The sequence below is a fragment of the [Clostridium] symbiosum ATCC 14940 genome (assembly GCF_000466485.1).
GTDB lineage: Bacteria > Bacillota > Clostridia > Lachnospirales > Lachnospiraceae > Otoolea > Otoolea symbiosa.
Genome location: NZ_KE992799.1, coordinates 75981 through 96137 on the forward strand (window position 1 = coordinate 75981; position 20157 = coordinate 96137).

Sequence of the window (20157 nt, forward strand, 5' to 3'; positions counted from 1 at the left end):
CAGCGTAAGCTGCAGGGACTTTTTATATTTATCAGGAAAGTTTTCCTGTTAAATATAAAACGCTCCGCGGAGTATCATACTGCAAAGGAGCGCAATGCGCGATAAGGCCGGCAAGTACTTATGCAAATGGGAAAAGAGATAAAAAAGAAAGAGGGAAAACAAATGAATGGTATTACAATGATGGTACTGGCCATTGTAGTCTTAGGCGGAGCCTATTTACTGTATGGCCGTTATCTGGAAAAAAAATGGGGGATTGACCCCAAAGCAAAAACACCGGCTTTTGAGATGGAGGACGGTGTGGATTACGTTCCGGCCGATACGAATGTTGTCTTTGGCCATCAGTTTGCTTCCATCGCAGGAGCAGGTCCGATCAACGGTCCGATTCAGGCCGCCATGTTCGGCTGGCTTCCGGTTCTTCTGTGGATTCTGATCGGCGGCGTCTTCTTTGGAGCGGTTCAGGATTTCGCTGCGATGTATGCGTCAGTTAAGAATAAGGGACGTACAATCGGCTATATTATTGAGGAATACATCGGCAAGCTGGGCAAGAAATTATTTCTGCTGTTTTGCTGGCTGTTCTGTATTCTCGTGGTCGCGGCGTTTGCTGACGTGGTCGCGGGAACCTTCAACGGTTTTGTGACGGCCGACGGCGTAACCTCCACTGTTGAGGCCAACGGCGCGGTGGCGACGACCTCCATGCTGTTTATCATTGAGGCGGTGGCACTGGGAATGATTTTAAAATACGGCAGACTGGGCAAGGGGCTCAATACCGCCATTGCAATCGGAATGCTGGTGGCGGCCGTGGGAATCGGTCTCTGCTTCCCGATTTACATAACAAGGCCAACCTGGCATATTATTATCTTTATTTATGTGCTGATCGCTTCGGTAGCGCCAGTGTGGAGCCTGTTACAGCCAAGGGATTATTTAAACAGTTATCTGCTTGTATTTATGATAGTCGCAGCGATTGCAGGCGTGTTTATCTCCAATCCTTCCTGTAACCTGAATTCTTTTAACGGATTTAATGTGGACGGACAGTATATGTTCCCAATCCTTTTTGTCACAATTGCCTGCGGAGCGGTGTCGGGATTCCACTCTCTGGTATCCTCCGGTACCGCGTCCAAGCAGATTAAAAATGAGAAAAATATGCTCCCGGTGTCCTTCGGCGCCATGCTGATGGAAAGCATGCTGGCAATTATCGCGCTGATCGCAGTGGCATCCTTTGCCGACGGGGAAGCGGCGGCAGCCGGACTTACGACTCAGCCTCAGATTTTCGCCGGGGCGATTGCCAACTTCCTGACGGCGGCCGGACTTCCGTACAGCCTCGTGTTTACCCTGATTAATCTTGCGGTTTCGGCATTTGCCCTCACCTCCCTTGACTCCGTGGCCCGTGTGGGACGACTTTCATTCCAGGAGTTTTTTATGGAAGATGAGACGGAAGGAAAGGAATCCAGCTCATTTATCAAGCTTATGACGAATAAATACTTTGCCACAGCCCTGACGCTGATTCTGGCCTATCTGCTGGCAAAGGTCGGATACGCTGAGATATGGCCGCTGTTCGGTTCGGCAAACCAGCTCTTATCCGTATTAGCTCTGGTGGCCTGCGCCGTATTCTTAAAGAAGACAAACCGTCAGGGAGCGATGCTCTGGATTCCTATGGTATTTATGATGGCAGTGACATTTACCGCACTTGGAATGACGATATTCAAACTCGGCAGCGCCTTCTTTACAACAGGCCTGAGCTTTGGCAATACGCTTCAGCTTGTGTTTGCAGTCCTCCTGCTGATTCTCGGCGTGATTGTTGCCATCCAGGGAATCCAGAAGCTGGTTGGGAATGATAAGGCTGCGGACGGTATTGCCGGCAAGGAAAAAGAATTAGCATAAACATCAACGTGAATGCCGCAAACGGACTTAAATAACAGCGGTTTGAAGACTGCTTAGGGCAAAAAGATGTCAAAAAAAATGATATCTTTTTGCCCGTTTTCGTTTTTATTACCAATATTCGAAAGTTTGACTGTAAAATTTATGCATGCTATTGAGAAATCCATTTTCCGGTGATATAATTCTTCCAATTGCAGCAAGAGGGACAGACATTACCGGGATGATGAATAGATAAAGCATATGATGATATAGGAAAAGACATATGCAGGGGAACAGAGGTTAAGATGGAAAAAAAGCACATGTTCAGCAACAGGGATCTGAGGAAGCTGCTGATACCGCTGGTAGTGGAACAGATCCTGAACTCACTTATGGGAACAGCGGACAGTATCATGGTAAGTAATGTGGGGCCTGCCGCCATTTCGGCAGTTTCACTGGTGGATTCAATCAATATTCTGGTTATCCAGGCATTCTATGCGCTGGCGGCCGGGGGAGCCATCATCTGCTCACAGTATATTGGCCAGGGAGACCATAAAAATGCAGGCCGATCCGCAAATCAGCTGGTTTTTGTCGTTACGGTCATTTCAGCAGCGGTTACCGCGGCTTGTCTGGCATTCAGGATGCCTCTTTTGAAGCTGATTTTCGGTCAGGTGGAGCCGGCCGTTATGGATGCGGCCCAGATCTATTTCTTCTTTACAACATTATCATTTCCGTTTATTGCGCTCTATGATGCGGGCTCTTCGGTTTACCGGGCACAGGGGAATACAAAGCTGCCCATGACAATTGCCGTGGTTTCCAACGGGCTTAACATTTGCGGCAATGCCGTTTTAATATGGGGATTTAAAATGGGTGTCACCGGTGCAGCTTTGGCTACACTGGGTTCTCGAATTTTTTCCGCTGTCATCGTATTTGCTTTTTTGAGAAAAAAAGACCAGACTCTTGTCATCCGGGATTATTTCAAAATCAGGCCGGATTTATATAAAATCAGGATGATTCTGGCTGTCGGGATACCGAATGGAATTGAAAATGCCATGTTCCAGTTTGGAAAGCTGGCGATCCAGTCTACGGTATCCACAATGGGAACGATTGCGATTGCAGCGCAGGCTATGACAAATATTATGGAGAATCTGAACGGCATCGCGGCTATCGGTATCGGCATCGGCCTGATGACGGTCGTCGGGCAGTGCATGGGAGCAGGCCGGAAGGAGGAGGCGGTTTATTATATTAAAAAACTGAGCGGACTGGCCGAGATTGTAATTATTATAAGCTGTCTGGCTGTTTTTGCCCTGACAAAGCCGATCACGATACTGGCAGGAATGGAGAAAGAGAGCGCAGATATGTGCTTTTATATGGTAGGGTGGATAACGTTTGTCAAGCCCCTTGTATGGGCGCTGGCATTTATACCGGCTTACGGACTAAGGGCGGCGGGGGATGTGAAGTTCTCCATGTGTACCTCCTGTGTCACAATGTGGGCATTCCGGGTAAGCCTCTGTATTTTCCTGTGCAGGCAGTTTGGCTTTGGCCCGATGGCCGTATGGATTGGCATGTTTACGGACTGGACCATCCGCGCCGTCATTTTTACCTGGAGATTTTTGAGCGGGAGATGGATGTCTCATAAAGTGGTCTGACAGATACTGTCCGCAGAACCGCGTTTTTCAGCGGGGCTGCGAAAAGCAATATGGAGCAGGGCGATCGGAAAGGGAATGCCGGAGAATGGTAATCGGAGGATAAAAATAATGGAACCAGGCGAAAACTTGTATATGGGGGGCGGAATTCTCCGCCGGGGAGACAGAGTGGGACTGTCCTGCTGTTCAAACGGACTTTTGGAGGCAGACAAAGGCTCTCTGGAGCTGCTGAAGGAAAGGCTGGCCCTGATTGGTCTGGAGACGGTGGAAAGTCCTTTCCTGTACAGAGGCGTTACCGCATTCAGCGGAACCGGGACACAGAGAGCGCATGCGCTGATGGATTTTTACCGGGATGAGACCGTAAAAGCCGTTTTTGACGTTTCGGGTGGAGATATGGCTAATGAGGTACTGACTGATTTGGATTTCGAAATGATCAGCGCCTCCGATAAGATATTTTTCGGATACAGTGATTTGACGACGGTGATTAACGCTATTTATACGAAGACGGGAAAAAAGTCGGGGCTGTACCAGCTGCGCAACCTGACGGGCCCCTGCTGGCAGGAGCAGTTCTCCCAATTCAGGGAAACATTGATGGAGGGCGGAAGTATGCTGAACAACTTCTCTTTTCATTTTCTTAGGGGAACCAGGATGGAGGGAACAGTGCTGGGCGGAAACATCCGCTGCCTGCTGAAACTGGCAGGAACACAGTACTGGCCCGATTTTACCGGGAAACTTCTGTTCCTTGAATGTAATGGCGGAGAAGTTCCGCAGATTGTGGCGTATTTAAACCAGTTGAGCCAGATCGGGGTATTTTGTCAGATATCCGGGATTTTGCTCGGAACGTTTTCTAGAATGGAAAGCAGAGGACTGCATCCTACGGTGGAAGAACAACTGCTTCGGATGATCCGCCCGGAACTTTCCGTGGCAAAAACATTTCAGATTGGTCACGGAAGCGATTCCAGGTGTCTTATGATCGGTGATCATATCAGAATTCATCAGGCGCTGCAGGAACAGAAACCGCCGGCCTGAGTATTGCAGCTGGTTACTGGCAGCGGTTTATACTTGATATCCGGAAGGCAAAATGATATAATTTTTAATAATTGTTTGCAGGCTGCATTTTGTGGTGTGATTTACCGATTCCAACGCCGGAGTGAGCGGTGGCTGGATTAGATAAAAATCACTTTGTAAGTATTGTAGGAGAAGAAAGATGATGAATTATAAAAAGTATAAGCGTGTACCGGTAGTTGATTTCCCCCGGAGGGAATGGCCGAATAAGGAGATTAAAAAAGCTCCCGTATGGTGCAGCGTGGATTTGCGCGACGGCAACCAGGCTCTGATTGAGCCGATGGTGGTGGAGGAGAAGATTGAGATGTTTAATCTTCTTGTCAGAATGGGATTTAAGGAGATTGAGATAGGATTTCCGGCTGCCTCCCAGATTGAATTTGATTTTTTAAGACAATTAGTTGAGCGAAAACTGATTCCGGACGACGTGGTAGTGCAGGTTCTCACTCAGTGCCGTGAGCATCTGATACGCCGTACCTTCGAATCTATTCAGGGAATCAAGAAAGCAATTGTACATATTTACAATTCCACATCGACACTTCAAAGGGATGTCGTATTCCACAAAGAGCGTGACGAAATTAAAGAAATTGCCGTTGAAGGAACCAAACTGGTTAAGAAATATTTGGACAACCATGAAGGAGAAGTGATTCTGGAATATTCACCGGAAAGTTTTACCGGCACGGAATTAGACTTTGCCCTTGATATCTGTACCGCAGTACAGGATGAATGGGGACCGACTCCGGAGAAAAAGATGATTATCAATCTTCCGGCTACGGTTGAGATGACAACACCGAATGTCTATGCCGATCAGATTGAGTGGATGAATAAGCACTTCAAAAACCGCGACAGCATTATCTTGAGCGTACACCCCCACAATGACAGGGGAACCGGCATTGCAGCGGCAGAGCTGGCGCTTATGGCCGGGGCGGAACGTATCGAGGGAACGCTGCTCGGCAACGGAGAGCGTACCGGTAACGTCGATATTTTGAATATTGCATACAATATGTTCTCCCAGGGGATAAATCCCGGATTGGAAATTGAGAATATCAAAGAGATTACGGAGATCTGCGAGCGCTGTACCAAGATGCCGGTGGATCCGAGACATCCTTATGCAGGAAAGCTGGTATTTACCGCATTCTCCGGTTCCCATCAGGATGCCATTAACAAAGGAATGCAGGCTCTTGCAAAGAGGACAGACGGCATATGGGAAGTGCCTTACCTTCCGATCGATCCGAGCGATATCGGCCGGGAATACGAGCCGGTAGTGCGCATCAACAGCCAGTCCGGCAAGGGCGGGGTTGCCTTTGTCATGGACAGCTTCTACGGATTCCGTCTTCCAAAGGGAATGCACAAGGAATTTGCAGATATTATCCAGAGGATTGCGGAGAAACAGGGCGAGGTTGCGCCGGAACAGATTATGGACGAGTTCCGCATCAATTATCTGGATCGCAAGGAACCAATGCATTTCAAAAAATGCCAGATTACGGACCGGGAGTACGAGGGAGGCGGATTTGCCACGGTTGCCCACCTTATCTTCACGGATCACGGCGAAGAGCGGGAGGTTGACGGCGTAGGAAACGGCCCGATTGATGCCATTCAAAGAGGACTCGAAGATGCACTCGGCATACAGATCCGTGTTCTGGATTACGACGAGCATGCACTCCGCTCCGGTTCGGGTGCGCAGGCGGCTTCCTATATTCACCTGATGAATGTGGAAACCGGAGAAGCGACATACGGAGTCGGAATCAGCTCCAATATTACGCGGGCATCGATCCGCGGTATATTCAGCGCTGTAAACAGATTATTTTATAAATAAGGGATAAAAAGAGTTCGCAGCGTGCCTGAAAATTCAATCCCGCTCCGGGAAGTTAAGCGAGTTGTAAACAGGTAAACAGCAGTGTAAAAAGCCTTTTCCAGGTGCCGCCTCATAGAGCGGCGCCGGGAAAGGCTTTTATTGATGACGGTGACCGTGCGCGGAGCGTGCAGGTTATCGTTGTCCGCCGTCCGTATGAAAGCCGGCATTGTCTCCGGAGCCTTTCTTATGACTGGTTCGCTGCGGAAGGAACCGATATGCATCAGGCGATCGGTTTTTCCTCGATCAATGTCACAGCCCCGTTTTCCACCTCGATGAAAAACGGCATTTCCGATTCATCAGAGTCGGAGAAGCTGCGCCCCCAGTCGATGAAACGGTATTGTGTGTCGGCTGTCAGCTTGAGTATGGTCCGGGACCGGCTGGGATTATGGATATAATATCCGTCCGGCATATCGTGTTCCGTCAGTTTAAGGGAGCGGACTTTTTCCTTGTCTTCCGGTGTTATCCATTCCGCCATATCCACCCACAGGTTATCGTTGTCCATCCGCCTGATAAACGCGCAATAGGAGCCGGAGGGCTTTGCTTCTTTCCGTCGTTGGAAGATATGCCATTCTTTATCCTCTGACAGTACCATGATTCTGCCGTCCCCGGAGTCCCAGGTGTATGGGCTGCCTATACAGCCGAAGTTGGACTGTCCTTCCTCACCCGGAATTGCTTCAGGCTCCAGAGAGGATGAGATATACCCGTCCACACTGCCTGAATCGCCCATGGGGCCGATTTCCGAGGTGCCGTAATAGATTGCCCCGTCTGCAAAAAGTATCCTGTTCTCAAATTCACTGTCTGCCTGTTCCGACAGAGAAGGGGCTTTGGTATTGTTATTTTGTGACCCGCCGTCATATTCCAAACTGTCGCCGGAACCATCCTCCGAAGGGGTATCAGTGTCGGAGAAGGTGACGGTGACGAAGAGAACCCGGTCATACCCCCGCTTTTCAAGGTCGGGAAGATTATGGTAATCCGTCACATTACCGCTTGTGATGGTATCTGACTGAGTGTTCGCCACCATGGCCAGAACCTCTTTCTCATTATAGTGGAAGGAGGAGAGGGTGCTGAGATGGCTGGTGATGCTGGATCGGTATCCCGAAGTGGAATTAATCAGGCAGGAGTATCTCCCGCCATCCCAGGAGACAGTAATCTCGTCCGGATCCATCAGGACGGATAAACTGCCCTCGGAGGGAGCAGGTCCGCCTGTCCGGGCCAGGGAGACCATTTCGCCATCTTTAAATTCCTCAACAGAAAAAATAAGCTTTTTCAGCTTATCATCTGCTTTATATCTGAAAATCCGGCTGGAAGAATGGGTGTCCACAAGGGAAATCAGGTCACGTTCCCTGTCGGACAGGGGCATCTCGCTTATTTCCATGGGGGACATGGCGTCAGGGGAGGAACTTTTCTGACGGCCGCAGGCCGTGAGCATCACACCGGCCAGCGCTATTACGGGGAGCAGAACCGGTAAAATTTTATATGGTGATAATTTGTTAATATGTTTCAAAAAGATTCTCCTTTCTGATGTGCGCGGAACGTGCAGGTTATCGTTATTTTACCATATGTCCGGTTGCCGCTTTTTACTTTTTTATTACTTCTTTTGTGCTGAAATATAAAGGTTTCCATAATAAATATGATTATATCGGAGTGGTTGCGGAGGAAAACTGTATTTAATTATAATGAATTGTTGACAATTTTATTGCTTAATGTATACTGAAAGATAGGAAAAAACAGGGAGGGGATTGTATGAAAGCGGATCAGGGAAATAACTTAAGTGAAATGGTATATCATTATTTACTGGATATGATTTTATCCATGAAAATCAAGCCGGGAGATCGAATTCCGGAGGCCAGGATTGCCACTCAGTTCGGGATCAGCAGAACTCCGATCCGTGATGCGATGAAGCAGCTGGCCAATGACGGCATACTGAATATTTATCCGAACCGCTTTGCTGAAGTTGCAAACTGGGATGAAGACCTGATAAAAGAGATAGGAATAACGCGCGCCCATCTCGATAACCTGGCGGCAAAGCTGGCGATCTTTTATGGCAGCAATGCAGATTTTAACCGCATGATGGAGCATGCCAAAATATGTCTTAAGGCAGCGCTGGATGATGATGTCGCGCTGAAGATAAAAGAGGATTGTGCCTTTCATCTGGAACTCAGCATGATAGCAAGGAACAGGCAGCTGATAGAATTTCAGAAGAAGATATATTTAAAAATAGAATTTTTACAGTCCTGGAGGGGGGATTTTCTGGAAAATCCCCAGGAACAGTACAGGCAGCATGAAGAAATAGTGACGGCGCTGACAGACCGCAATGAGAAAGAGGTTATTCAGCTTCTGACACGTCATAATATGCATTTCCATAACCTGGAAAAAGATTTTCCGGTCGATTTTTTTATTAATCCATAATACGGTAAGGGCCTTTTAGCATATTGCTTAAGAAGGCCCTTTTTGTATGCTTAAATAAAAATGTAAAAATTAAATGAAAAATAGAACATAATATGGATTTTTCTGTACCAGATGAACAAAAAAATAATTAAAAAGTAGACAGTTTTAACAAATTGTATACAATTAAATAGAATGGTATTGACCTTTAACTGTGAAATGTTATAATTAAGCTACAAGCAAAACAAAGTGTTTATTTAAACAAGGAGAAGGAAACGTAAAAGGAGGAAGATGTCTATGAAAAAAATGCTGGCAATTCTTATGGGGACATGTTTAACGGTCGGTGCTCTGACCGGATGTTCAGGTTCAGGAAGCAGCGCGCCTGAGACAACGGCACCTGCTGCTGAGCAGAGCGGTTCAGGAACGGCAGAGGCAGCAGAAGGAGGCGGTGAGGCCAAAACTGAGGCAGCAGCTCAGTCCGGTGAAAAAATTGTCGTAGCGAATCTGCCGAAATCCGTTGGCGGAGCATGGTTTAACCGTATGGCGGTAGGTATTGAAAAATATGGGCAGGATACGGGGAATGAGGCGTTCCAGACAGGGGCGGACAAGGGAGATGCCGCATTACAGGTGAAAGAAGTTGAGAATCTGATCACACAGGGCGTCGATGTATTGACAATTGTGCCTGTGTCTCCGGAGGCTCTGGAACCGGTTCTTAAAAAAGCCAGGGAGCAGGGAATTATTGTTATATCACATGAGGCTCAGGGGATTGTCAACGTGGATTATGATGTGGAGGCGTTTGACGGGCCGGCATACGGAGCTCATCTGATGGACAAGATGGCAGAGGCCATGGGGGAAGAGGGAGAGTACGTAATGTGCGTCGGTTCTCTTACCGCAAAATCTCATATGGCATGGGCAGACGGCGCGGTTGCCCGTCAGAAGGAAGCTTATCCGAATATGATCTGTGTCAATGAGGATGCTTTCGTGGAGACAAACTACAATCAGAAAGCTTCCCAGGAGAAGGCGGCTGAGCTTATGAAAACTTATCCGGACCTGAAGGGAATGTTTGTGACCTCAGCCACGGATCTTCCCGGCTATGCACTGGCAGTGGAAGAAGCAAGCAAACAGGGGACAATTGCGGTAGTCGGCAACGGCCTTCCGAGCGCCAATAAAGATTATATTGAATCGGGCGCCCTTACCTTCTTAGGATGCTGGGATCCCGCAGACAGCGGCTACATTATGGCCAGGGTGGGCGAGATTTTAAAGAGCGGAGGCGCAATCACGGATGGGATGGATTTAGGAATTGAAGGGTACCACTCCATTAAGCTGGACGGTAATGTGATTATCGGTGAGGCATGGAGAGATGTGACAAAGGATACTCTGGCAGATAACGATTTCTAAACATTTATGTGACTGTTCGGCACTATTGAACCGTTACACATTTATTCTGAAAGGGGGCTGTCTCAATGTCGGGTTTGAGACGGTCCCCTTTGGCATTCACTGGCGGTGAAAAGCCGGCAGTGCGCGGCTTTCATTGTTTATACAACAGCAAAAGAGGTGTGCTCTATGAAAACTCCAGTATTGAAGGTATCGGGTATTAATAAATCGTTTTCAGGTCACCGGGTACTAAAAGACATCGACCTGACAATTTACCCCGGTGAACGGCTTTGCCTGGTGGGGGAAAACGGTTGCGGAAAGTCTACGCTGATTAAGATTATCTCAGGCGTTTACCGGGCTGATTCCGGGAGTATTGAACTGAATGGACGCAGTTACACGGAACTCCTGCCTGCCACATCAATTAAAGAAGGAGTGCAGGTTATTTATCAGGACTTTTCCGTTTTCCCAAATCTGACAGTGGCAGAGAACATCTCACTGGGGACCCAGCTTGTGGGGGGGAACCGTCTTGTGAATTGGAAACGGATGAGAAAACAGGCCGGGGAAGCTCTTGACATGATCGGTGTGGATATGGATTTGGACGAGGAGGTGAGCCGGCTGGCGGTGGCCCAGAAGCAGATTATTGCCATTTCACGGGCCATACTGCAAAATGCTAAGCTCATTATAATGGATGAGCCTACGACGGCCCTGACAAAAAAAGAGATAGAACGCCTGTACCAAATTATCTACGGCCTGTCGGAAAAGGGAATCGCGGTTATTTTCGTCAGCCATAAGCTGGACGAAGTATTTACGGTCTGCCAGCGCATCGCTGTCATAAGGAACGGAAATATGATTGTGGATAAGCAGGCAAAAGAGTTTGAGCGCGATAAGCTGGTCTATTATATGACAGGACAGGAGATAGAGGTAACTCCTTTCCAGTACAGGAAAATAAGTGACAAACCGGTGCTGGAGCTTGAAAACTGCAGCCAGCACGGATCATTTTATGATATCAGCTTCAAGCTGTGCGCAGGGGAGATTCTGGGCATTACCGGACAGCTTGGTTCCGGGCGGACGGAGCTTGCAAAGGCATTGTTCGGCATCGGGAAGATCCACGTGGGAACAGTCAAAATCCATGGAGAGCAGAAAACGCTTAAGAATATCCGGTCGGCTCTGGCTAATCATATCGGTTATGTCCCTGAGGATCGTCTGACAGAGGGGCTTTTTATGGAACGGACACTGACGGATAATATCAGCGCCTCCATTTTAGACCGCAAAAAAAAGAAAAACGGGATGCTGGATTTTAAAGGAATGAGGGAAGAAGCGGCGCAGCGAATAAGCGAACTGAATATTAATGCGGCGGGAACGGAGGTTCAGGCGGGAACGTTCTCGGGCGGAAACCAGCAGCGTGTCGTTATTGCAAAATGGCTGGCCGGCCGGCCGGAGATTCTGATACTGAACGGTCCCTCGGTTGGCGTGGATGTTAAATCAAAAAGCGAGATCCACCGTATTTTGAGGGAACTGGCGCAGAAGGGGATGGCTGTCATTATGATTTCAGACGATGTGGGGGAGCTTCTCAGCACGACTAACCGGATTCTCGTCATGAACAGCGGCCGGATGATTTTTGAAGGTGAGACGGCCGGACTTACAGCCGGGATTTTAAACGAAAAGATTACGCAGAATGCCGGTGATGAGGAAAGTGCGGCAGCGCCGGCAGACAGAAAGGAGGTGCGGCAGCTTTGATGCAGTCTAAATTAAAAAAATATGCCAGGAGCAATGAATTTATTGTCCTGATTATCCTGGTTCTGGTTATGGGGCTGTTCTCGGTGCTGAACCCCTCCTTTTTAACGCTGCGCAATCTCTTTGATTTATTTCGTACGATGATTGTAACAGGTATTTTTGCCTGCGGCGTCATGATGATTATCATCAACGGAGGAATCGATATGTCCTTTATGGCGATTGCGATCTGTTCCGCTTACATGACGGTGCGCCTTGCTACGTCACTGGGATTCCAGGGGCCGATCCTGGTTCTGATGATAATCTCGGCCGTGATAGGGATGCTCTTCGGATTTCTCAATGCGTTTCTGGTTAATAAGTTTGAGATACCCATTTTTATTGTAACGCTCAGCGTGGCAACGAGTATCAGGGGGCTGATGCTGAATTTTGTAGGAAATGAATATGTGGCCAGCGCAGAAATGCCTGCCTGTACAATCGAATTTTCAAAGACATACTGGTTCAACATGGTAGACGCCACCGGAGCCAGCTACGGGCTTCATTTTTCTGTATTCATTATGCTGGGGATCATGATTTTGACGCACCTGATTCTGGGCCACACGATAATCGGACGCGGGGTATATGCGCTGGGCGGAGACAGTGCCAGTGCGCAGAGAATAGGATATAACCTGACCAGGATCCGAATGTTCATTTACGGTTATGCCGGACTTTTAGCCGGGATTGCCGGTCTGATTTATGTCAGCAATAACCGTATGGCGGACCCGATGAGCTTTCAGGGGGAAGAGCTTACGGTTATCGCCGCGGTAGTAATGGGCGGAACCAGTATTTCGGGAGGCAAGGGAAGCGTACTGGGTGTTTTCCTGGGCCTGATGCTGACCAATGTAATCAACAATAATCTGGCGCTGATTAATGTACCTTCCTATTGGCAGAAATTTACCTTTGGCCTGCTGATCATCTTTGCCGTGCTGGTACAGTCCGTGAAGGCAAAGAGAGAGGCACGCAGCTGAAGCATATTTGTTCGGGATGAACGGAATAAACGGGATGAACGGACGGCATTCCGGACGCGCTTCAGACCGGGCAGACAGTGATAAGGAGGGAAATTACATGGGTAAAATAAAACAATTGCTGGGCATCAATCTGGCCGTATTTTTGATTTTTGCCTTACTTAAGCCGGAGCGCTTTCTTACGGCCTACAATTTTGAGTCAATGTGTTTCCAATTTCCGGAAGCGGGCCTTCTGACTCTTGGGATAGGAATCACTATGCTGACGGCGGGAGCCGATCTCTCGATTGTGGCCGTAGCCAACCTGACGGCTACGGTAAACGGAATTATTCTGCTGCAGTATATGCCGGCCGGGCTTACGGGCAGCGGAGTTTGGAGCTGGCTTCTGCTTTGCCTGGCTTTTGCGGCAGTGATAGGGCTGGTATGCGGAGTCATTAACGGCCTTCTGGTAGCGAAGTTGGGAATATTCCCGATTCTTGCCACGCTTGGGACACAGAATCTGTTTACCGGGATATGCATGGTGCTTACAAAAGGACAGGGGGTATTCGGTGTCTTTCCGGAACAGGTCATGTTTATTGGAAACGGCAAATTATTCGGGCTGGTGCCCATGCCGCTGATTATTTTCCTGGGCGCTCTGGCGGTGGTGTATCTGATTATCCACAGAACGCCGCATGGGTTGAAAACCCAGTTATTTGGTTCTAACCGGGTCGCCAGTTTTTACTGCGGTATTGACAATGTAAAAACGGTATTTAAAACGTATATGATGTCATCCATGCTGGGCGCGCTGACGGGTATCCTGATACTTGCCAGAACTAACTCTGCGAAATACGATTACGGTTCCTCTTACGTTTTGCAGGCAATGCTGGCATCTGTCTTTGCCGGAATCTCACCGCTCGGCGGAAAAGGAAATGTATTCAATATTCTGCTGTCGGTCGCAGCGCTGCAAATGCTGGATTCCGGATTCAACCTGCTTCGAATCAGCAGCTTTGTCCGTTCCTCCACCTATGGAATACTCCTGATTATAGGTATCCTGCTGGATTACCTGGCTGTTAAATACCGCCAGAAAAAGGAGATTGCACGGGCAAATCAGGCGGCGGCGAGGTAGGCAGTGGAAGAGAGGAAACAGAAGAGAAGGGGAGCGGAAGAAGGGAAACTAAAAAATATTAAAAATTGGAGGTGCTGGCGATGAAAGCGGCAGTATTTGAAAAAGAGGGGGTACTGGCAGTAAAGGAAGTGCCGAGGCCGGAGATTGTGAAGGATGATGACGTCATCATAGAGGTGGAGCTTTGCAGCATATGTGGTACGGATGTACATATAATGAGCATTCCGCCAGGATACAAAGCAACTCCCGGCACCGTTCTGGGACATGAGCTGGTGGGGAAAATCGTGGAAACCGGAGACAAGGTGACAACGGTTGCGGTTGGGGACCGTGTCGTTGTAAATCCCAATGACTATTGCGGCGTCTGCGATTACTGCAAAAATAATCTGCCGAATTTTTGTGAGAACATTAAAGCGATGGGGATCGACGTGGATGGAGGTTTTGCGGAATATGTCAGAACTTCAGAACGTGTGGTTTATAAAGTGAGCAGAGAGATACCGGCTGAAATTGCAGCTTTTGCAGAACCGCTGGCCTGCCTTCTGAACGGATTTCAGAAAATCAGAGTCATGCCGGGTGAGAGCGTGGTGGTGATCGGGGCCGGAACTATTGGACTTATGTTTACGCAAATGGTAAAGGCAGCAGGAGCTTATCCGGTAATTGTATCGGAACCAAGTGAACTCAGGCGGGAATATGCGCGGAAATCAGGGGCTGATTATGTGATTAATCCATTAGAAGAGGATTTGGAGTCCTTTGTCCGCGGGCTGATTCCAATGGGGGCCGATTATGGCATTGATGTGGTGGGAAGCCAGATGATGGAAGCGGTGAAGGCGGTGAGAAAAGGCGGCACGGTGCTGCTGTTCGGTGTAAACGCGAATGCCAGACCGGAGATTGTGCAGAGCCGGATTACCCAGCATGAAATCGACGTAAAGGGAACCTGGCTGGCAAACGCTACCTTCCCTCAGGCGGTGAAACTGCTGGAGAGCGGAGTGCTTAAGCTTCAGGAACTGATAACCCACACACTGCCGCTGGAGGATACGGTTAAGGGGATTGAACTGCTGGGCAGCGGTCAGGGAGTAGAGATATTTATTGATCCGAAGCAATAATTGATGAAAGTATTGAATCATTATGAAAAAATTAAATAATTACGATAACAAAATAATGGGGGATACGGAAATGGATTTTTTTAAATATAAGGAAGATACATCCCTGGAAGCAAGAAAATTAGAAATATCCGTCAAGAAGCAAAGGATAAACAAGATGCTTGATGAGCGGGGAATGGAAGCTCTACTGCTGACGAAACATCCAAATTTCAGCTGGATTACGGCCGGCGGCAAGAATTTTGTCGCAAATTGTTTTGACGGAGGCGCAGTCTCCATCCTTGTTACCAGGCAGAGCATGTACGCTGTCTGTAACATTATCGAGGAGCCTCGGCTCAGAACAGAAGAATTGCTGCCGGAGCTGGGATTTGAACTTTTCGTGTATGGGTGGGAAGAGAACAGGCTGGAGGAATTTGTTTCCAGGCATGTTTCATCCATGGACAAGGTGGTGAGCGATTTACCCTGCGGCAGCGCAGTGGTAGAAAACGGATGGATCAGTCCGCTCCGGTACTGTATGACGGAAAATGAGATGGGGAGGTACCGTTATCTTGGAGATACCATGTCCATGGCTCTGGAAGAATATCTGCCCAGGGTAAAGCCGGGAATGACGGAACTTGAAATTGCCGGGGGGATTTCAAAAGCATTGTGGAAATACAATATCGAACAGGTCATGCACCTTGTGTCGGCTGATGAGAGGGCCTGCCTGTTCCGCCATGGTCTTCCTACCGATAAACCACTTAAGAATAATCTGATTGTCTCCATCAATGGAAGATACAAGGGACTGGTTACCACGGTTTCGCGAATGATACATTTTGGCAGGCCGGATACATCACTGACCGAACAGTACCGGGATTGCAGTGAGATGGAATGTATGGCGGCTGCCAAAGCGGCTGTCGGTGCGGATGAACTTGATATGTATGAGACGCTGAAGCAGGCATATCTGGACAGGGGCTATCCTGGAATGTTTGAAAAACACGGACAGGGAGGCTGTCAGGGGTACTGGCCCAGAGAATATATGATCACGCCTGATTGCCACCATAAAATTCAGGAGAATCAGGCATATTGCTATAATCCGGTGGTAGATGGCACGAAGTCGGAGGACTCATTCCTGGTCACAAAGGACGGACCGCTCTTTATTACAAGACCGATAACTTACCCGAAGCTGGTTTGGGAGGTGAATGGGATTCGGTTGGAGAGGCCGGATATGCTGGTGGTAGACTGAACGGTACACGGGGCCGGAAAGGGGAAGTGGCAATGAAACGGACGGAATTATTGAATTCGGAGATCAGTTATGTGATTTCCAGGCTTGGCCATACGCAGCAGCTGACGATAGGAGATGCGGGGCTGCCGATACCGGAGGACGTGAAACGGATTGATTTAGCGCTTGTGAAAGGCGTTCCGGGATTTTTACAGACACTGGATGCGGTACTTTGTGAGATGCAGGTGGAAGGAATTATCCTGGCAGAAGAAATCCGTGAGAGGTCTCCGGAGATGGAGGCTGGGATTTTGAAACGCTTTCCGGATGCGAAAGTGCAATATGTGCCCCACGAAATGTTTAAGGAGAAGATGAAGGAGAGTCGGGCCGTGATACGGACCGGGGAGACTACGGCTTTTGCGAATGTGATTTTGGTTTCAGGGGTGACGTTTTAGTACTGGCTGCCTGGACGGTATTGTTGAATGATATTTGAAGATTATTTAAGCGGAACGTTATAAGCTTATACAAAGATATTATAGAAACAAACGCAACTATTTTGATAAGTAGTTGCGTTTGTTTTACAAAGCTATTGAACTAGACTATGAAGATTTTCAAGTATGTTATTAAACTTACTTTCTAATGCAGCACTTAGAGACGTAATGCTTTCTTCCGAAAAATAATTATTTATAAATGTCCGATAGTTCTCGTGAACAGTGATTCTCGGTTCATCGAAATTATAAGCTCTAACCAAATCACTAAATCCTTGTGCTTTCATAATATGTTGACATATTAACTCAATATGAACGTGCTTTTTTGCATAAGTATCTCTGTCTGGTGGCATAGATAATGAGAAATTCCCTCTGAGCTTTAGTAATTTTGTGCTAATATCTTTGTTTTGTAGCTCATTTCTATTAATCTCAATAATAGTAAGAGAACAACCGGGATCATAATAAATGAAACGTATCACTTTATAGCCTCTTAAAAAAACATCTCCTCACAAATCCTTTTCCCCGTCTCCGTCTGGAAGATATTATGATAAGCCGCATCGGCAGCCTCCGGTTCCAGTCCTTCTTCAAACAGATTTACCAGGAAATCGGCCTCCAGCAGTATCTGGTAATCCAGGCCGTCCACATCGGAATAAGTGTGGTGATGACCGACCAGATAGCAGACGCGGTCGACAACGGAGGCGCGGAAACCGAGGGAACGGAGCAGTTTTTCAGCGGGTTCAGGTCCTTCCTGTTCCTGCAGCTTGCCGTTGCAGTAGCCATACTTTTCTTCGGCAGGTTTAATCCCGATATCGTGTACAATTGCGGCGGCTTCCAGAATAAACTGGGTATCGCTCTCCAGATTCTCCGACAGCCCAATCAGACGCGCGAAGCTGTGAACCTTGATAAGGTGCTGAATCCGTTTCGGATCGCCGGAGTTGTAGCTAATCATTTTCATTAACAGGTCGTCTAAAATATCCATTTCAAAATTCCCCTCTTTCCGCTGCGGGTGAGGTCACACCCGTTATAAGAATACAATTGTGTAAGTAAAGTTCGGACAGCATGAACTGTTATCTAGAGTATACCTGATTTGTGCCGCCGCTACAACGCCTTTGTTTACTTTTCCCTTAAAGTATAGTAAAATAAGTGTTACTATTCACAGCCCCGCTGAAAAACGCGGTTTAGCGGACAGTAACAAGTAAGTAACAATTCAGACAGGCCTGCACACTTACTGTGCCGACCATACTAAAATGCAATGGCAGACACCCGTTAAAGGGCGTCTGATGCTGTAATTGTTGCAATCATAATGGAGGAATTCTTAACGGATGAAAAAGTATGATTATCTTCTGGTAGGAAGCGGCCTGTATGCGGCCGTATTTGCCTGGATGGCCGGAAAACACGGGAAGAGATGTCTTGTGATAGAAAAGAGAGAGCATATTGGAGGCAATATTTACTGTGAAGAAACGGAAGGGATCCGGGTACATCAGTACGGCGCCCATATCTTCCATACCTCCAACCGGGAAGTATGGGATTTTGTCAATCAATTCACGGAGTTTAACCGTTATACCAACAGTCCGGTCGCAAATTATAACGGCGAGATGTACAATATGCCGTTCAACATGAACACATTCAGTAAAATGTGGGGCATTTCCAAGCCGGAAGAGGCGAAAGCCATTATAGAGGAGCAGAAAAAAGCCGTTCCCGGAGAGCCGGAGAACCTGGAGGAGCAGGCGATCAAGCTGGTCGGTACGGATATCTATAAAAAACTGGTAAAGGGCTATACGGAAAAGCAGTGGGGACGTGATTGCAGGGAGCTTCCCGCTTTCATTATCCGCCGTCTGCCGGTGCGTTTTACCTATGATAACAATTATTTTAACGATCCTTATCAGGGAATCCCGAAAGATGGTTATAATGCTATTATAGAAAAGCTTTTTGAGGGCTGCGAAATCAGGACCGGAACAGACTATCTGGAGAACCGGGAAGATTACGACGGGATAGCAGAAAAGATTGTTTACACCGGAATGATAGATGCGTATTACGATTACCGCTTCGGCAATCTGGAGTACAGAAGCCTGCGGTTTGAATCGGAGCTTTTGGACACCGACAATTACCAGGGAGTGGCTGTCGTCAATTATACCGACAGGGAAACTCCGTTTACGCGAATCATCGAGCATAAACATTTTGAATTCGGAACACAGCCAAAGACTGTCATTACCAGGGAATATCCCGAAGACTGGAAGATGGGCATGGAGCCGTATTATCCGGTAAACGATGAGAAGAACCAGGAGCTTTACGGCAAATATGCCGGACTTGCAGCCGGTGAGGAAAATGTGATTTTCGGCGGCCGCCTGGCAGAGTATAAGTACTATGACATGGATAAGGTAATAGAATCTGCGCTGAAACGTGCGAAAGAGGAATTTGGAGATGAGCAGTAATAAAACTGTAACCCACGGGCAGATACCGGCCGGCCGGCCCGCTGCTGAGCCGCATCCGCAGGCACAGGGCAGGTTCTACGAACCGGAAATCCTAAGCCGCCTGCAGCAGGAAATCCTCTCAATCCTTGATGATTTTCTGCTAATCTGTGAAACGTACCATCTGGAATATTTCGGCATTGCCGGAACGGGAATCGGTGCCATCAGACATAAGGGGTTTATCCCCTGGGATGATGACATCGATATTGCCATGCCCAGAAAAGACTTTGAGAAGTTTCTGAAGATTGTGCAGAAGAAAATGGGAGATAAATATCTTGTTCTGAATGCAAAAACATGCCCGGCATATCCTCTGATGACGACCCGGCTTGTAAAACGGGGAACCGTATTTATTGAGGAAGTGATGAAGGACGTTGACTGCCCGTTCGGGATTTTTCTGGATCTCTATGTGCTGGACAATGTTTCCGACAACCCGGTTATGTATCAGGTGCAGTCCTGGACGGCATGGTTTTTCAGCAAGCTCATGATCCTGCGGGCCATTCCGAAACCCACACTGGCACAGAAGGGATGGAAGGCAAAGCTGATCTGGTCGGTCTGCGGCCTGGTTTACAGCAGCATGAAACTGCTTTGCATTTCGCCGGAAGGCCTGAGAAGGCGGTGCGAGGCGGTATGCAGGCGGTATGAGAAGATAGATACGGACCGGATGGCATTCCTTCCCGACACCAGCCCCTATTGGAATCTGGTGGACAAGCGGAAATACCATCCTCTCAGAAAAATAGAATTTGAGGGAAGAAGGATTAATTTTCCCGGCAATATAGAAGAGATGCTCATCAACATGTACGGAGACTTCATGGAGCTTCCTCCTGCGGAAAAACGAAAAACGCATTATCCTTATAAACTGTCCTTTTCCGGCGGAGAGAATCCCGGGGTATAAGGTACGTCGCCGTGAA

Annotated in this window: 17 protein-coding genes and 1 other annotated feature (1 of these 18 cut by a window edge); of the genes, 14 read left to right on the plus strand and 3 right to left on the minus strand. The window is 48.0% G+C overall.

Features of this window, described 5'->3' with window-relative positions:
- Positions 1-2 (plus strand) — a binding site (T-box leader) (it extends 282 nt beyond the left edge of the window).
- 160 nt (positions 3-162) lie between these two features.
- The 4 genes from CLOSYM_RS01550 (at position 163) to leuA (ending at position 6375) form a co-directional block, all read left to right on the plus strand.
- The gene (locus tag CLOSYM_RS01550) at positions 163-1878 is read left to right on the plus strand and encodes a carbon starvation CstA family protein (RefSeq protein ID WP_044902036.1); all 1716 of its coding nucleotides are present in this window, start codon (positions 163-165) and stop codon (positions 1876-1878) included.
- A gap of 281 nt (positions 1879-2159) precedes the next feature.
- Positions 2160-3500 carry an MATE family efflux transporter gene (locus tag CLOSYM_RS01555; protein WP_009297687.1) on the plus strand — a complete coding sequence of 447 codons (1341 nt, stop codon included), beginning with the start codon at positions 2160-2162 and terminating at the stop codon, positions 3498-3500.
- Between the two features lie 108 nt (positions 3501-3608).
- Positions 3609-4526, plus strand: coding sequence for an LD-carboxypeptidase (locus tag CLOSYM_RS01560; protein ID WP_044902033.1), 918 nt, complete (start codon positions 3609-3611; stop codon positions 4524-4526).
- A gap of 178 nt (positions 4527-4704) precedes the next feature.
- On the plus strand, positions 4705-6375 hold the full coding sequence (gene leuA, locus CLOSYM_RS01565) for a 2-isopropylmalate synthase (protein ID WP_003506232.1): 1671 nt from the start codon (positions 4705-4707) through the stop codon (positions 6373-6375).
- 259 nt (positions 6376-6634) lie between these two features.
- On the opposite strand, the gene CLOSYM_RS01575 is transcribed toward leuA, so the two are convergent.
- Positions 6635-7918: a hypothetical protein gene (locus CLOSYM_RS01575; RefSeq protein ID WP_242828633.1), complete on the minus strand. Its 1284-nt coding sequence runs from the start codon at positions 7916-7918 to the stop codon at positions 6635-6637.
- Between the two features lie 239 nt (positions 7919-8157).
- Between CLOSYM_RS01575 and CLOSYM_RS01580 the strand changes: the two genes are divergently transcribed.
- From CLOSYM_RS01580 to rbsD, 8 genes are all read left to right on the plus strand, one after another.
- The gene (locus tag CLOSYM_RS01580) at positions 8158-8823 is read left to right on the plus strand and encodes a GntR family transcriptional regulator (RefSeq protein WP_021640668.1); all 666 of its coding nucleotides are present in this window, start codon (positions 8158-8160) and stop codon (positions 8821-8823) included.
- A 273-nt stretch (positions 8824-9096) separates the two neighbouring features.
- Positions 9097-10197 (plus strand): substrate-binding domain-containing protein, encoded by a 1101-nt coding sequence (locus CLOSYM_RS01585; protein ID WP_021640669.1) that lies wholly within the window; start codon positions 9097-9099, stop codon positions 10195-10197.
- A gap of 165 nt (positions 10198-10362) precedes the next feature.
- Positions 10363-11910, plus strand: coding sequence for a sugar ABC transporter ATP-binding protein (locus CLOSYM_RS01590; protein WP_021640670.1), 1548 nt, complete (start codon positions 10363-10365; stop codon positions 11908-11910).
- Entirely contained in the window at positions 11910-12908 is a 999-nt protein-coding gene (locus CLOSYM_RS01595) for an ABC transporter permease (RefSeq protein ID WP_021640671.1), read from the plus strand. Before CLOSYM_RS01590 ends, CLOSYM_RS01595 begins: the two co-directional genes overlap by 1 nt.
- Before the next feature lie 97 nt (positions 12909-13005).
- Positions 13006-14007, plus strand: a complete 1002-nt coding sequence (locus CLOSYM_RS01600; RefSeq protein ID WP_044902038.1) for an ABC transporter permease — start codon at positions 13006-13008, stop codon at positions 14005-14007.
- A gap of 80 nt (positions 14008-14087) precedes the next feature.
- Complete coding sequence (locus tag CLOSYM_RS01605) at positions 14088-15104, plus strand: alcohol dehydrogenase catalytic domain-containing protein (protein WP_021640673.1); 1017 nt, start codon at positions 14088-14090, stop codon at positions 15102-15104.
- Positions 15105-15174: 70 nt separating this feature from the next.
- Positions 15175-16320, plus strand: coding sequence for a M24 family metallopeptidase (locus tag CLOSYM_RS01610; RefSeq protein WP_044902039.1), 1146 nt, complete (start codon positions 15175-15177; stop codon positions 16318-16320).
- A gap of 32 nt (positions 16321-16352) precedes the next feature.
- Positions 16353-16748, plus strand: coding sequence for a D-ribose pyranase (gene rbsD, locus CLOSYM_RS01615; protein ID WP_021640675.1), 396 nt, complete (start codon positions 16353-16355; stop codon positions 16746-16748).
- A gap of 131 nt (positions 16749-16879) precedes the next feature.
- Here the strand turns inward: rbsD and CLOSYM_RS01620 are convergent, their stop codons facing one another.
- A complete protein-coding gene (locus tag CLOSYM_RS01620) occupies positions 16880-17260 on the minus strand; it encodes a hypothetical protein (RefSeq protein ID WP_021640676.1) in 381 nt (126 codons plus the stop codon).
- Positions 17261-17271: 11 nt separating this feature from the next.
- On the minus strand, positions 17272-17760 hold the full coding sequence (locus CLOSYM_RS01625; RefSeq protein ID WP_021640677.1) for an HD domain-containing protein: 489 nt from the start codon (positions 17758-17760) through the stop codon (positions 17272-17274).
- A 343-nt stretch (positions 17761-18103) separates the two neighbouring features.
- On the opposite strand from CLOSYM_RS01625, the gene glf reads away from it, so the two are divergent.
- The gene (gene glf, locus CLOSYM_RS01630) at positions 18104-19213 is read left to right on the plus strand and encodes a UDP-galactopyranose mutase (RefSeq protein WP_021640678.1); all 1110 of its coding nucleotides are present in this window, start codon (positions 18104-18106) and stop codon (positions 19211-19213) included.
- Positions 19203-20141, plus strand: coding sequence for a LicD family protein (locus CLOSYM_RS01635; RefSeq protein ID WP_003506246.1), 939 nt, complete (start codon positions 19203-19205; stop codon positions 20139-20141). The genes glf and CLOSYM_RS01635 overlap by 11 nt, the downstream gene beginning before the upstream one ends.
- The last annotated feature ends 16 nt before the right edge of the window (positions 20142-20157 follow it).